The organism is Halomonas sp. BN3-1 (genome assembly GCF_003056325.1).
Lineage (GTDB): Bacteria > Pseudomonadota > Gammaproteobacteria > Pseudomonadales > Halomonadaceae > Halomonas > Halomonas litopenaei.
The window spans coordinates 57,906-72,043 of sequence record NZ_PYVV01000009.1 but is presented as its reverse complement, the minus strand read 5'-3'; the positions used below and the strand labels follow the sequence as shown (position 1 = coordinate 72,043).

Below are 14,138 nucleotides of genomic sequence, written 5' to 3'. Positions count from 1 at the left end.
ACCGATCCACCTAAGCCCGATCCACCTAAGCCCGATCCACCTCAGTCCGATCTGCCGACGACAACAACACCGACAAGGAGCACCCCATGATCCAGGACCCTGTGCTGGCGACCTTTTGCGACACCTTCAATAAACTAGACAATACCTGTACAGAAAAGCTATACAGTATATATTCTAGTGACATCGTCTTTATCGACCCATTGCATCGGGTGGAAGGCATAGAGGCACTGAAGCGCGACTTCGACGCCCTATACGCCAACGTGATCGACTGCCGCTTCCGCTTTCACCATGGCCTGCGGGACGGCGACCGGGGCTTCGTGTGCTGGACCATGGCGCTGCGCCACCGGCGCCTTTGCAAAGGCCGCCAGATCGACGTAGAAGGCTGCTCGGTATTGCGCTTCGCCTCACCAGACGGCGGCAAGGTGGTCCACCACCAGGACCACTTCGACGCCGGTGCGCTGCTCTACGAGCGCCTGCCGTTGCTCGGCGCGGTGATACGCAGCATCAAGCGATACGCCGCCGGTTGAGGCTGGCAGCGCCGGCCAATGCCCGCGCCTTCGGTAAATATACGCACCGTCGGCTGAAACCATGGACGGCGCCGATACGTAGCTGACAGCAGGCCCAGAATTCTGATCCGACCTTGTACAACAAGAGTGAATCTCGACAAGCGTGAATCGCAGCGAGCTTGAATCGAGCCCACAGCAAGCTCAGACAGCAAGGCCGCACCGCAAAAGGAGCGACAGTAGATGGCACGCGACCCCAACCCTCAGCGCATCTGGCTGACCGGCGCCACCTCCGGCATCGGCGAGGCACTGGCACGACGCCTGCTCGACGATGGCCATCGCGTCGCCCTGACTTCGCGCGGCAAGGCTGGCCTCGAACGACTGGCCAAGGATCACGAGAATGCCATGCCGGTCCCCGCCGACATCACCGACCGCGCGTCGATGCAGGACGCCGCCGCACGCATCGACGAGGCCTTCGACGGCCTCGACATGGTGATCTTCAACGCCGGGACCTGCGTCTACCTCGACGGCGGCCGCGTCGACACCACCCTGGTTCGCGACAACTTCGAACCCAACTTCTTCGGCACCATCCATGGCATCGAGGTGGCTCTGCCGCTGTTGCACAAGGCCCGACGCCAGGGTGCCCGCCCGCAGATCGTGGCGACGTCCAGTGCTTCGGCCTATCTGGCGCTTCCGCGTGCCGAAGCCTACGGCGCGTCCAAGGCGGCACTGAGCTACTTTCTCGAGTCGCTGCGACTCGACCTGGCCCATCAAGGCATCGACGTCAGCGTCATCCACCCCGGCTTCGTCAAGACGCCGTTGACCGAACGCAACGACTTCCCCATGCCCATGGCGGTCACGCCGGAACAGGCGGCCAAGGCGATCTTCGAAGGACTGTCGGCACGCCGACGGGACATCCACTTCCCGCGGCGCTTCACCTACCTGGTCAAGTTCATGGGCATCCTGCCCCTGCGGCTGAGGATCGCCCTGGGCAAGCGCCTGGTCAGGCGCGAAGACGATGACGCTTCCACCCCCCACAAGGAACGCAACCAATGACTCGCCTTCAACCGCCGTTCGAGGCCCAGCGCATCGCGGTGATCGGTGGGGGTATCAGCGGCCTGGCCGCCGCCCGCTACTTGAGCGCGCGTCACCGGGTGACGCTGTTCGAGGCCGCCGACCGGCTGGGGGGACACACCGCTACCGTGGATGTCAGCCTGGACGGACGGGACTACGCCATCGACACCGGCTTCATCGTCTTCAACGACCGCACCTATCCGCACTTCCAGCGCCTGCTGGCACACCTCGGGGTAAACGCTCAGGCCACCGAGATGAGTTTCTCGGTGCATCGCACCGACCGCGACTTCGAGTACAACGGCCACACCCTGACCTCGCTGTTTGCCCAGCGTCGCAACCTGCTGCGCCCTGCGTTCTACCGCCTGCTGGGAGAGATCCTGCGCTTCAACCGACTGGCCATCGCCGATCTGGCGCGACCGGGCCAGGATACGTCCAGCGATGCCCTGCTGATGCCCCTTGGCGACTATCTCGATGGCCATGGCTTCAGCGACGACTTTCAGCGCCACTACCTGCTGCCCATGGGGGGCGCCATCTGGTCGGCCAGCCTGGCCGATATCCGCGCCTTTCCCACGCGTTTCTTCCTGCGCTTCTTCCACCACCATGGGCTGCTGTCGGTCAACGACAGGCCCCAGTGGTACACCGTGGAAGGGGGATCGCGCGGCTATATCGATGCCATGGTGGCGCCCTACGCCGACGCCATCCGCCTGGCGACGCCGGTGCGCGGTATTCGTCGGGAACACGACGGCGTGATGCTGCGCACCGATGCCGGCGAGGAACGCTTCGACCAACTGGTGCTGGCCTGCCACGCCGATCAGGCGCTCGGGCTGCTCGATGACCCCAGCCACGCCGAACGCGAGGTGCTGTCGGCGTTGCCCTACGCCGACAACGAGGTGGTACTGCACACCGATACTCGCCTGCTGCCGCGCCGTCGGCGCGCCTGGGCCAGCTGGAACTATCGCCTCGACGGCCGCCGCGACGCTGACCGGGTCTCGGTCACCTACGACATGAATATCCTCCAGCGCCTGAGCGCGCCGCACACCTTCTGCGTGACCCTGAACGACGCCGACAGCATCGACCCGGCCAAGGTGCTCGGGCGCTTTCGCTACGCCCATCCCCAGTTCACGGCCCAGGGTAGCCTGGCCCAGGCGCGTCATGCCGAGATCTCCTCTGCGACGCTGCGTACTCACTTCTGCGGCGCCTACTGGCGCAACGGCTTTCACGAGGATGGCGTGTGGAGCGCGCTGCGGGTGGCAAAGGCGCTGGGCTGCGAGGAAAGCGACCATGAGCGGCTGGAGGCGGTGGCACCATGATCGCCAAGCCGCGTTCGCGGATCTACCGCGGCACCCTGCGCCATCGGCGCTTTCTGCCGCGCCCCCACGAGTTTGCCTATCGCGTATGGATGGCCTGGCTCGACCTGGAGGAGCTGCCCGAACTGTTCGACCGGGTGCCCGGCTTCAGTGCCCGCAGGCCGGCGCTGGCCCGCTTCAGGCGCGAGAATTACCTGCCGGCACGGGGCAGCGAGATAGCCCTGGCCGACGCCGCCCGGGCCGAGGTCCGCGAGCGCCTGGGCGAGGTGCCCCAGGGCCGCGTCTGCCTGCTGACCCAGCTTGGCTCTCCCTGGGTGTCGTTCAATCCCATCTCGCTCTACTACCTCTACCACGAACCCGACGGCGAGGGACGCGAGCGTCTGGGCGCGATACTCGGTGAAGTCACCAATACCCCCTGGCGCGAGCGCACCCGTTACGCTGCCGCGGTAGACCCCGAGCGTCACAGCCACCGCGCTGAGTTCGACAAGGACCTGCACGTATCGCCCTTTCTGCCCATGGGCATGACTTACCACTGGCGCTTCAACAGCCCGGGGCGTGAGCTCGCCATGCACATGGAGACCTGGCGGGATGGCCAGCGCCACTTCGATGCCACCCTGACCCTGGCAGGCCGGCCGGCTACCCGACCGGCGCTGCTCGCCGGCCTTGCGCGGCAACCCTGGATGGCCACCAAGACCCTGGCGGCCATCCACTGGGAGGCAATCAGGCTGTGGCTCAAGGGCGTCCCGCTGCACGATCACCCACCGCCGGCCGAAGGCCTCTCATCCAGATCCGAGGAGACTCCGTCTTGACCACACTCAGGAGCGAACAAGGCGTCACCATCAGCCGACGCGGCGACAGGCTCAGCCACTGGCTCAAGCCTCGGGTGCTGGCGCAATTGGGCCAACTGCGCCACGGCAGCATCACCCTTGTCGACGGCCATGAGCGCCATCAGCTTGGGGAACAGGGGGAACTGAGCGTAACCCTGGTGGTACGCCGCAGTCGGGTGTGGAAGCGCATGGCGCTGGGCGGCACCCTGGGGGCGGCAGAAGCCTACATGGACGGCGACTGGGACGTGGACGATCTGGTCGGACTGGTGCGTCTGTTTGCGCGCAACATCGACCGGGTCAATGACGATGTGGAAGGCGGCCTGGCCGGCCTGGGACGCGCCCTGTTGTCCACGCTGCTGCGTCTGCAGCGCAATACCCGCAAGGGCTCCCGGCGCCATATTGCGGCCCACTACGACATCGGCAATGACCTGTTCGCGACCTTTCTGGACCGTGAACACTGGATGTACTCCAGTGCCATCTTCCCCTCCCCGGAGGCTACCCTCGAGCAGGCCTCGACCCACAAGCTCGATGTCATGCTCGACAAGCTGGACGTCAGGTCTCACCACCACCTGCTGGAGATCGGCACCGGCTGGGGCGGGCTCGCGATCCATGCCGCCCGTACCCGCGGCTGCCGGGTGACCACCACCACCATCTCCCGCGAGCAATACGAGCATACCGCTCGCCGCCTGGCCGAGGAGGGACTCGAGGATCAGGTCACCCTGCTCAACGAGGACTACCGCGAACTTAGCGGGCGCTACGACCGGCTGATTTCGGTGGAAATGGTGGAGGCGGTCGGCGCCGACTACCTGCCGCGCTACCTCAAGACCCTGGACCAGTTGCTGGCGCCCCAGGGGCTGGCGTTGCTGCAGGCCATCACCGTACGTGATCAGCGCTATGAAGCCGCGCGCAGAGAGATGGACTTCATCAAGCGCTACATCTTCCCCGGTGGGTTTCTGCCATCGCCCACGGTACTGCTGCAGAACCTGACGAAACACACCTCGTTGAACCTGGTCGATCTGGATGATATCGGCCCGCACTACGCCCGCACCCTGCGTGAGTGGCGCCAGCGTTTCGAGGCGAGCCTCGATCAGGTCGGCAAGCTGGGCTACGACGAGCGCTTTGTGCGGATGTGGCGCTACTATCTGTGCTACTGCGAGGCGGGTTTCGCGGAGCGCACCATCAGCACCTGCCACCTGTTGCTGGCCAAGCCCGATGCGCGGCCGCGAACTCGGCTCGGCAAGCCATGATCAGGGGACCGATGCCCCCCCGCTGGCAGGCCTCGCTGCTCAATGTGGCGGGCTTCCAGCTGGGCTGGTTCGGCTGTGTGCTGATGGGCGCCTGGGCCGGCGGAGCCATTGCCCTGGCGGTGATCGTGGCGCACCTGCGCTGGTTGGCCAAGCCCGGAGAATGGCGCTGGTTGCTGGGGTTTCTGCTGGCTGGGGTCGTAATCGATGGCTCACTGGCGGCGTTGGGCGGCTATCGCTTCGACCCGCAGAACCCGAGCCTCGGTCCGCTGGCGTTGTGGCTACTGTGGCTGTGGCCGCTGTTCGCCACCCTGATTCATCACTCGCTGGAGTGGCTATGGGCGCGCCCCTGGCTCGCCGCCCTCGGCGGCCTGATCGGCGGCCCCTCGTCCTATCTGGGCGGCGCGGCACTGGCGGGCGTCGAGCTGGCCGACTGGCTGCTGCCGACCCAGGCGCTGATCTGGGCCTCGCTGTGCCTGGTCATCGGCATCGGCCTGCGTCGACGCTCAGGCTGAACAAGGGCGGAAGGCGCCATCAGGCCACCGCCTGACGGGTATTGGCCTCTTGACGGGTAGCGCTTTCCCGCCACAGGGCTTCGAGCTCGTGGGCCGGCATCGGCCGGGCGTAGAAGTACCCCTGCACCTCATCACAACCGGCCTGGCGCAGGTAGTCGCGCTGTTCTGCGGTTTCGACGCCCTCGGCCAGTATCTCCAGTGACAACCCTCGGGCCATCGCCGTGACCGCGTTGACGATGGCCGCATCGGCACTGTCACCCGGCAGCGCCTTGATGAAGGCACGATCCAGCTTGAGCTTGTCCAGCGGCAACTCCTTGAGATAGCCCAGCGACGAATAGCCGGTACCGAAGTCGTCGAGGGCGATGCGATGGCCCAGGTCACGCAATCGCTCCAGTCGCGGCACGATATCGCCGCCACGATCGTCCAGCAGCACCGACTCGGTCAGCTCGAGCCCCAGCCACTGGGACGCCACGTCATGGCGCGCGCGGCCGGCGGCCAGGGTCTTCTCCAGGTCGCCCTGGAACAGCTGCATCGCCGAGATGTTGATCCACACCGGCAGCGGCGATAGCCCCCGCGAGCGCCAGTGGGCGAGCTGGGTCAAGGCCTGATGAATCACCCAGTCACCCAGCGGCGCCATCAGTCCATGACGCTCCGCCAGGGGGATGAACTCCGCCGGGGAGATCATCCCGTCGCGGGGATGTCGCCAGCGCAGCAAGGCCTCCATGCCGATCATGGCGTCATCGGCGAGGCGATGTTGCGGCTGGTAGTGAAGCTCCAGCTGTCCTCCCTGGGCCAGGGCTTCCCGCAGGTCATTGAGCAGCGTCAGATTGGGACCGTCACCGACGTCCAGGGCAGGCCGAAAGCGCTGGCAGCAATTACCGCCATGGCGGCGGGCGGACGCCAGCGCCGCCTCCATGCGCTGAAACAGCACGCCATCATCGTTGCCGTCTTCCGGGGCACGACAGCTGCCGATGGTAATGCCGAGCCTCAAGGTGCTGCCGTCGATCTCGAACGGCTCCCCCAGATGGCTCCTCAAGCCCTCGACCCAGCGCTCGTGATCGTCGTAGGTAGTGGTACGCAGGACCATGAATTCGTCCCCGCCCAGCCGCCCGACCACACCGCCGGCCACATGCCCGGCCAGGCGCTTGCCGAAACGTGCCAGCAATCGATCACCGGCGCTGACACCGAGGCCGTCGTTGATCTCCTTGAAACCATCGATATCGATCAGCGCCAGATCCAGACACTCACCGGCACGCAGATGACGCAGACGCGAGGCCAGCAATTCATGAAGACGGAAACGGTTGGGAAGCCCGGTCAGCGGGTCTTCCCGACCGATCCGCCTGAGGTCCTGCTCCCGGGCCTTGCGCAGCGAGATATCGGTAAAGGTGGCGATATGGTGCTCGGCGCGGCCATGGGGGTCGGTGATCACCTGGACCTCCAGCCACATGGGGTACTCGCTGCCATCCTTGCGTCGCTGCCACAGCTCGCCTTCCCAGCGACCGGCGCTGATCAGCGCCTGCCAGAAGCGCTCGAAGAAGGCGCTGTCATGGCGCGCCGCCGCCAGGTTGCTGGCGCTGAGGCCGGCCACCTCGGACAGCTCGAACCCCGAGAGCTCGGTAAACGCCGGGTTGACCGCCTGGATACGGTGCTGATCGTCGGTGATCATCACCGCCTCACCCGACTGTCGCATCACCTGCTCGGTCAACCGCGAGCGACGCTGCTCGAGCTTCACCTGACGCCAGCCGTCCCACATGGCCACCGCCATCAGCAACAGCGCACCGAGCCTGAGCGAGACGCTCGGCAGCCACAGGACGGCTGACATCGCCGAGAGCCCGAGCCAGATCAGCGGGCGATTGAAAGATAACCGAGGCCACATGGTCGAATTGGACTCCCGCGATAGAGAACGCGAAAAAAGTGTGCTGTCGTTATCGGCGCTTTGCCCGGAATCTGTAGTGTCAAAGCAGACTTTCTGTCTACCACGACCATGATCGAAGGCCCACGGGGTGCATTCAGCCCCCACGAACAGTAGACTAGGCAGGCCGCATGGCGGCAGATTGCCGTGCGCGGCGTACATCACTTCGACTCTCGGAACGCTCCAGTGACCAAGCAACACTCTTTTGATCGCGATGAACTGCTGGCTTGCAGCCGCGGTGAGCTGTTCGGCCCGGGCAATGCCCAGCTGCCGGCCCCCAACATGCTGATGCTCGACCGCATCACGCGCATTTACGAAGAGGGTGGCGAGTACGGAAAGGGCGAACTGATCGCCGAGCTCGATATCCGCCCTGACCTGTGGTTCTTCGATTGCCACTTTCCGGGCGACCCCGTCATGCCCGGCTGCCTCGGCCTCGATGCCATGTGGCAGCTGGTGGGCTTCTACCTCGGTTGGCTCGGTCACCCCGGACGCGGCCGGGCGCTGGGCTGCGGCGAGGTCAAGTTCAGCGGGCAGATCATGCCTGACGCCCAGAAGGTCACCTACCGCATCAATATCAAGCGCGTCATCACCCGCCGCCTGATTCTGGGCATGGCGGACGGCACCGTTTCCGTCGATGGCCGCGATATCTATCAGGCCAACGACCTGCGTGTCGGCCTGTTCACCTCCACCGCGAATTTCTGATCAGGAGGCTCCCATGCGACGAGTGGTAGTCACCGGTCTGGGCATCGTGTCGTGCCTGGGCAATGACCGGCAACAGGTACTCGAGGCACTCAAGAACGGCCAGTCCGGCATTCGTTTCAAGGAAGAATACGCCGAGCGCGGCTTCCGCAGCCACGTCGCCGGCGTGGTCGACATCGACCTGGACGAACTGGTGGACCGCAAGCTGCGCCGCTTCATGGGTGACGCTGCGGCCTACGCCTATGTCTCCATGGCCCAGGCCATCGAGGATTCCGGCCTCACGCCCGAGCAGGTGTCCAACGAACGTACCGGCTTGATCGCCGGGTCCGGCGGCGCCTCCAGCGCCAACCAGGTGGAGGCCGCCGACGTGATGCGCGAGAAGGGTCTGCGCCGTGTGGGCCCCTACCGGGTCACCCGCACCATGGGCAGCACCGTCTCGGCCTGTCTGGCGACCCCGTTCAAGATCAAGGGCGTGAACTACTCCATCTCTTCTGCCTGCGCCACCTCTGCCCACTGTATCGGTTCCGCCATGGAACAGATCCAGCTCGGCAAGCAGGACGTGGTATTCGCCGGCGGCGGCGAGGAGGAGCACTGGACGCTGTCGTGTCTGTTCGACGCCATGGGTGCGCTGTCGACCAGCTACAACGACGACCCGCAGACCGCCTCTCGCCCCTACGACAAGAGCCGCGACGGCTTCGTCATCGCCGGCGGCGGCGGCATGCTGGTGCTTGAAGAGCTCGAGCACGCCAAGGCTCGCGGCGCCAAGATCTACGCCGAGGTGGTCGGCTACGGCGCAACCTCCGACGGCAAGGACATGGTCGCGCCGTCAGGTGAAGGCGCCATTCGCTGCATGCGCCAGGCCATGGCCAGCGTCGACGGCGACATCGACTACATCAACACCCACGGCACCTCCACGCCGGTGGGCGATGTGGCCGAACTCAAGGCGGTGCGCGAGGTCTTCGGTGACAGCACCCCGGCGATGAGTTCCACCAAGTCTCTGACCGGGCATTCCCTGGGCGCCACCGGCGTGCAGGAAGCGATCTACTCGCTGCTGATGATGGAGAACGACTTCATCGCCGCCTCGGCCAACGTCAGCGACCTGGACGACGAGGCCCAGGGCTTCGATATCGTCACCAGCCGCCGTGATGGCGTGAAGCTGGATCGCGTACTGTCCAACAGCTTCGGCTTCGGCGGTACCAATGCCTGTCTGGTGCTGCAGCGCTTCAACGACTGAACCAGCCCGGCCAGGTAGTAACACGACGGCGCCCCTCGGGGCGCCGTCGTTGTTTGTGGATAGCGCTATTCGCACTGCCAGGGAGAGCAAGACGATATTGCTGACAAAGTGTTGTCTGAAAAACACGAAAAATGGGTAGGTTTGTTGCGCTGCAATAGCGCGTGCTACAACTCCGAACACGGTCAGCTTGCGCTCCAGAAACTCCCCTCGCGATCCTGCGCGCGCAACCGCCGATCAGGACCTTGTCCTGCAGGAACCTTCCCGACTCCCTCTTTCATCAAGGATGATGAGCATGAACCTACGCCTTACGCTTTCTGTCGCCGTGCTTGGCTGCACCACCCTGCTGACCGGCTGCGAGAACATGTCCACCGACAGCATGATCAACACCGGGCTCGCCGGCTTCAACGCCGCCACCATCAGCGACGCCGAGGTCAAGGCCATGTCAGACCAGAGCTGCCAGCAGATGGACAGCCAATCCGTCCTGGCGTCGCCTGACTCTGAGTATGCACAGCGCCTGGAACGCATTGCCGACCGCCTGGGCCACCAGATCGAAGGCACCCCGGTCAACTACAAGGTCTACATGACCGACGACATCAACGCCTGGGCCATGGCCAACGGCTGCGTGCGTGTCTACAGCGGGCTGATGGACATGATGAACGACAACGAGATCGAGGGTGTGCTGGGTCACGAGCTGGGTCACGTGGCCCTGGGGCATAGCCGCAAGGCCATGCAGACGGCCTACGCTACCTCGATCGCCAGAGACGCCATGGCGGCATCCGGCAACAGCGCGATGGCGACCCTGTCAGACTCTCAACTGGGTGATCTGAGCGAGAAGTTCATCAACGCCCAGTTCTCCCAGAGTCAGGAAAGCGACGCCGACAACTTCTCCTTTGATCTACTGACCGAGCGAGACATCCCGCGTGAGGGCCTGATGACCGGCTTCCAGAAGTTCGCCGAGCTCACTGGCGGTGAAAGCAGCCTGATGTCGTCACACCCGGGCTCCAAGGAACGCGCCGACAATATCCGCGAGCGCCTGGCCAACGGCTAGGACTGGCGATAGGTGGCAGCTTCAGCCCTTGCATGCTCGGAGCTGCCACACTCGCTTGGCCCGCACCAATGACAAAAGGAGAAGACCATGAGCGACAGCACCTCGAATGAAAGCGTTATCGCAACGCTGAAGCCTTCGATTCTGGCGGGAGTGGGTTCGCTGATAGTTGGATTGTTGCTCGCATCGATTGGAACGTTATTCGCAAAGCAAATCTGGCGATTTTTTTATGAGATATACATCGGCATATACTACGGGGACCCATTGTTTCCTCTGAAAGAATCACATGTTGTTATTGCGCTTTGGGCGATCTGTCTTATTATTCCCATCTGCAAGATCATTGGCTTGGCCAACACCAAGTTTGATATCACACCGCGCCGAGTCTACTACTATCACGGCGTCTTGAATCGCCGCGTGGATCAGTTGGAGATCGCACGCATCCGCGACCTGTCGACATCAGAGCCTTTGCTGCTCAGGCTCTTTGGTTTGGGCAACCTGATACTGCTGACGGCAGACCGGACCCATCCGCAACAACTTATTCCCGGCATCAAGGACGTCCACGGCATGCGAGAGCGTGTACATGACCTGAGCGTTGCCGAAAGACAGCGGACAGGCTATCAGGAGATGGAAAACACCACCGAAGCGACGGCTTGACCGCCTTTTCTTTCGGCGATCGGCGATGATGCCGAGCGCCCCAAGACCGGCCCCAGTGGGGCCGGATCGCGTTCAGCGACTGACACTGCGCGCCAGTTCTTCGGGCGCGGGCCTCGGCACGCTGGAGATCTCTTCCAGGCGCGCCTCGATCCAGGCTTCGGTCTCGACCAGCACCTCTTCAGGGGTGCGTCCTTCGGTGGCGATGGGCTCGCCCACCACCAGCGAGATGCGGCCAGGCCGCTTGATCCAGTCACGCCCCGGCCAGCATTCGCCGGCGTTGTGGGCCACCGGCACCACCGGCACCCCGGCGCGACAGGCGATCACCGCCCCACTCTTGTTGTAGCGGCGACGCTTGCCTGGCTCTACCCGGGTTCCCTCGGGAAAGATCAGCACCGACAACCCCTCCTTGAGCCGCTGGCCTCCCTGGCTCAGTACCTGGCGCATGGCCCGGGCAGGCTTGGAGCGGTCCAGGGCGATGGGGTGCAACAGGCGCAGCCCCCAGCCAAAGATCGGAAAGTTCAACAGTTCCTTCTTGAGCACCGTGCACACCGGAGGCTTGAGCAACTGCAGGTAGACGGTTTCCCACTCGCACTGGTGATTGGACAGGATGACCACCGGCCCATCGGGCAGTTTTTCACGCCCCTTCATCTCGTAGCGCACCCCGCACACCAGGCTGAACCAGGCGATGATGAAGTGGTTGTAGAGGTTGAGCAGCCGATAGCGCGAGCGCAGTGGCAGCAGCGGCGCCGGCGGCAGAAACAGCAAGCCACACACCAGCATCGCGGCAAAATAGCCAATATAGAAGATCACGCTGCGCAGCAGATTCATGCGTCCTTCCCCTGACTCGTCGCCTGGCAGGCCACGTCTTCCCGCGCTCGACACCAGGTGTCGAGCATGCGACCCACCTCGAGCCGCCAGGGTTTCTGGTGTACCCCGAACACTTCCAGCACCCGGCGACAGTTGAGTACCCGGCGCAGCGGCTGATCATGGTGGTGGCTGAGCGCCTTCACCTCGCCCAGCGCGATGTTTTCGCCCTGGCCTTCCAGACGCGTGCCCAACTGGGTGCGCACCATGCACACGAAGGTATAGGCGCTGACCGGCTCTACCCCGGCCAGATGGTAGCTGCCCCAGGCATTGGCGCCGCAGGACTGCTGCTGCAGCATGCCGATCAGCGCCATGGCCACGGCATCAGCGGACGTCGGGCACAGGGTCACGTCGGTCTCGGCGGGCACGGTGCCGCCATCGATCAGGGTATCGAGCAGTTCGCCGAGCCAGGCGTGGCTACCCTCCAGGGCGAACATGGGACCGACCCGCACGATCAGGTGCTCGGGGCACTCGGCACGGATGCGGTCGCCCGTCGCCACCAGCCGGCGCAGCCCCTCATCCCGGGGGGCCGGAATCACGTGCTCGTCGATGGGCGAATCGTGGCCATCCTCGTAGAGCTGGTCACAGACGCACCACACCAGCGGTATGCCAACGTCACGGCACGCCTCCATGCAGGCCTCGACCGCCTCGGCGTGTTCGACCACCGCAGCGGGCGGCACGCTGAAGGGGCGCGACAAGGGGGGAATGATCAGCGCGTCCGGCGCCAGCGTACGCAGCGCTTCAGGATCCACGCGGGTCGCGGGATCGATCACCAGCTCGGTATCACCGCGCCGATTGCTTTCCCGCGCCAGGGCCAGGGACAGACAATGCCCGGCGTCCAGAATCAGCAGCTTCACGACGACTCCTCGTCCATGAGAGCGCCGCACGAGACTCGTACGACGCCCTGGCGTTACGGCCGGTGTCCAGACGCTGCGACAAGAATAGCGGCGAGAACCACCACTCGCACATCACGCCCGAGGACACCAAAGGGCCATATTCTACACCAACTGCTCATCGATCAGCGCCCCTCTTGGAGGTAGCAGACTCTCGCCATCCATCGAGGTGGAAACGTCTGGCTGCCGGTTGGCGCGATCAGCCGACGCTGGTCGCAAGCCCCACCAGGCTGACCGCCACCAGCACCACCCCGAGCACCCGGAAGAACACCTCGGAGCGAGCACCGAGCAGCGCCTGGTGGACTCGCTCGCCGAGTACATGGCCCACCATGGCGCAGGGCAACAGCCACAGGTGATGCTCGAGCTGCAGGTCCACTCCGGCGATGATGAAGGACACCATCTTGATCACCACCAGGATGAACCACAGCACAAACAGGGTGTCGCGCAACTGGTGCTTGGCCACATGGGAAGCGAATACCGCGACGATCAGCGGAGCGCCGATCAGCGATGCTCCACTGACGTAGCCGCCCAGCGCCAGCAGCACCACGTCCACCGTCTTGCTGCGGCTACGAAAGGGGCGATTGAGGGCGTAGCTGGCGCCGTAGACGATCACGATCACGAAGATCACCGCCGTCATCAGCTCAGCCGGCAGGGTCAAGAGGCCAACCACGCCGATCAGCTTGGGCACGATCATGATCGCCAGCGCGCGCTTCAAGTAGCGCCAGTCGATATTGCTGTCTCCGGTATTGCCGGTCTGCTGGATCTGACGATGGCCGCGCCAGGCGATCCAGCTCGAGAAGATCAACAGATGCACCGCCACCAGCGGCAGGAACACCAGTGGCTCATCGAGCACCAGCAGCAGGAAGGGCAGCGCCAGCACCGCCCCACCGAACCCCAGACTGGAGCGCACGAAGCCGCTCCAACAGAAGATCAGCCCGATCAACGCGTACTGGTACCACAACAGATCCTGCATCCGCCGCTCCTTCTGGATTACCACTAAATGATTTGTCTGCTTATCACTTTAGCCTGTCTGGCTGCACAGCAACATAAGACATCAGTGGAGATGGAGAGGCATCCGTCTCGCAAGGAGTGGGTTGGAAGCCCCCCCTGGCCCTCGGGCAGGATTTCCCCAATCAAGATCCTCTGCCCCTTCACATTACTGCGGGGGTACACGTCACATCGACGTCCCTTCTGCCCAAATTGGAGCAGTTTCGCCTTTTTCTAAATAGACGTCATCGCATAGAGTAAACGATCGTATCAATGCCCGATCTCAGACACCCTGCGAGGAAGCCCCTTGGACGCTAGCCCAGCTAGACCGACAGGAAAGAAGAGGCGAATTCTTTCAATTATTGTCGTATTTATCTTCT

14 protein-coding genes are annotated in these 14,138 nt (G+C 64.1%); 10 read left to right on the top strand and 4 right to left on the bottom strand.

Annotated elements, in window-relative coordinates; all coding sequences use genetic code 11:
- Positions 1-86 precede the first annotated feature (86 nt).
- The 6 genes from C9F12_RS13445 to C9F12_RS13420 all read left to right on the top strand — a co-directional run bounded on the left by C9F12_RS13445 (position 87) and on the right by C9F12_RS13420 (position 5,470).
- Complete coding sequence (locus tag C9F12_RS13445; RefSeq protein WP_045990820.1) at positions 87-527, top strand: nuclear transport factor 2 family protein; 441 nt, start codon at positions 87-89, stop codon at positions 525-527.
- A gap of 219 nt (positions 528-746) precedes the next feature.
- Positions 747-1,559, top strand: coding sequence for an SDR family NAD(P)-dependent oxidoreductase (locus C9F12_RS13440; protein ID WP_045990821.1), 813 nt, complete (start codon positions 747-749; stop codon positions 1,557-1,559).
- The gene (locus C9F12_RS13435) at positions 1,556-2,887 is read left to right on the top strand and encodes an FAD-dependent oxidoreductase (protein ID WP_108449191.1); all 1,332 of its coding nucleotides are present in this window, start codon (positions 1,556-1,558) and stop codon (positions 2,885-2,887) included. Before C9F12_RS13440 ends, C9F12_RS13435 begins: the two co-directional genes overlap by 4 nt.
- Entirely contained in the window at positions 2,884-3,693 is an 810-nt protein-coding gene (locus C9F12_RS13430) for a DUF1365 domain-containing protein (RefSeq protein WP_108449190.1), read from the top strand. Before C9F12_RS13435 ends, C9F12_RS13430 begins: the two co-directional genes overlap by 4 nt.
- Positions 3,690-4,958 carry a cyclopropane-fatty-acyl-phospholipid synthase family protein gene (locus tag C9F12_RS13425; protein ID WP_108449189.1) on the top strand — a complete coding sequence of 423 codons (1,269 nt, stop codon included), beginning with the start codon at positions 3,690-3,692 and terminating at the stop codon, positions 4,956-4,958. Before C9F12_RS13430 ends, C9F12_RS13425 begins: the two co-directional genes overlap by 4 nt.
- Before the next feature lie 11 nt (positions 4,959-4,969).
- Entirely contained in the window at positions 4,970-5,470 is a 501-nt protein-coding gene (locus tag C9F12_RS13420; RefSeq protein WP_045990825.1) for a DUF2878 family protein, read from the top strand.
- Between the two features lie 19 nt (positions 5,471-5,489).
- On the opposite strand, the gene C9F12_RS13415 is transcribed toward C9F12_RS13420, so the two are convergent.
- Positions 5,490-7,346 (bottom strand): GGDEF domain-containing phosphodiesterase, encoded by a 1,857-nt coding sequence (locus C9F12_RS13415; RefSeq protein WP_108449188.1) that lies wholly within the window; start codon positions 7,344-7,346, stop codon positions 5,490-5,492.
- Between the two features lie 222 nt (positions 7,347-7,568).
- On the opposite strand from C9F12_RS13415, the gene fabA reads away from it, so the two are divergent.
- The 4 genes from fabA to C9F12_RS13395 all read left to right on the top strand — a co-directional run bounded on the left by fabA (position 7,569) and on the right by C9F12_RS13395 (position 11,014).
- The gene (gene fabA, locus C9F12_RS13410; RefSeq protein WP_045990827.1) at positions 7,569-8,084 is read left to right on the top strand and encodes a 3-hydroxyacyl-[acyl-carrier-protein] dehydratase FabA; all 516 of its coding nucleotides are present in this window, start codon (positions 7,569-7,571) and stop codon (positions 8,082-8,084) included.
- Between the two features lie 13 nt (positions 8,085-8,097).
- The gene (fabB, locus tag C9F12_RS13405; RefSeq protein ID WP_045990828.1) at positions 8,098-9,315 is read left to right on the top strand and encodes a beta-ketoacyl-ACP synthase I; all 1,218 of its coding nucleotides are present in this window, start codon (positions 8,098-8,100) and stop codon (positions 9,313-9,315) included.
- 292 nt (positions 9,316-9,607) lie between these two features.
- Positions 9,608-10,363 (top strand): M48 family metallopeptidase, encoded by a 756-nt coding sequence (locus C9F12_RS13400; RefSeq protein ID WP_108449187.1) that lies wholly within the window; start codon positions 9,608-9,610, stop codon positions 10,361-10,363.
- An 87-nt stretch (positions 10,364-10,450) separates the two neighbouring features.
- Complete coding sequence (locus C9F12_RS13395; RefSeq protein ID WP_108133428.1) at positions 10,451-11,014, top strand: PH domain-containing protein; 564 nt, start codon at positions 10,451-10,453, stop codon at positions 11,012-11,014.
- Between the two features lie 72 nt (positions 11,015-11,086).
- On the opposite strand, the gene C9F12_RS13390 is transcribed toward C9F12_RS13395, so the two are convergent.
- From C9F12_RS13390 to C9F12_RS13380, 3 genes are all read right to left on the bottom strand, one after another.
- Positions 11,087-11,842 carry a lysophospholipid acyltransferase family protein gene (locus C9F12_RS13390; protein WP_045990830.1) on the bottom strand — a complete coding sequence of 252 codons (756 nt, stop codon included), beginning with the start codon at positions 11,840-11,842 and terminating at the stop codon, positions 11,087-11,089.
- Positions 11,839-12,735, bottom strand: a complete 897-nt coding sequence (locus C9F12_RS13385) for a sugar nucleotide-binding protein (RefSeq protein ID WP_045990831.1) — start codon at positions 12,733-12,735, stop codon at positions 11,839-11,841. Before C9F12_RS13385 ends, C9F12_RS13390 begins: the two co-directional genes overlap by 4 nt.
- Before the next feature lie 235 nt (positions 12,736-12,970).
- Positions 12,971-13,744: a sulfite exporter TauE/SafE family protein gene (locus C9F12_RS13380; protein WP_045990832.1), complete on the bottom strand. Its 774-nt coding sequence runs from the start codon at positions 13,742-13,744 to the stop codon at positions 12,971-12,973.
- Positions 13,745-14,138 lie beyond the last annotated feature (394 nt).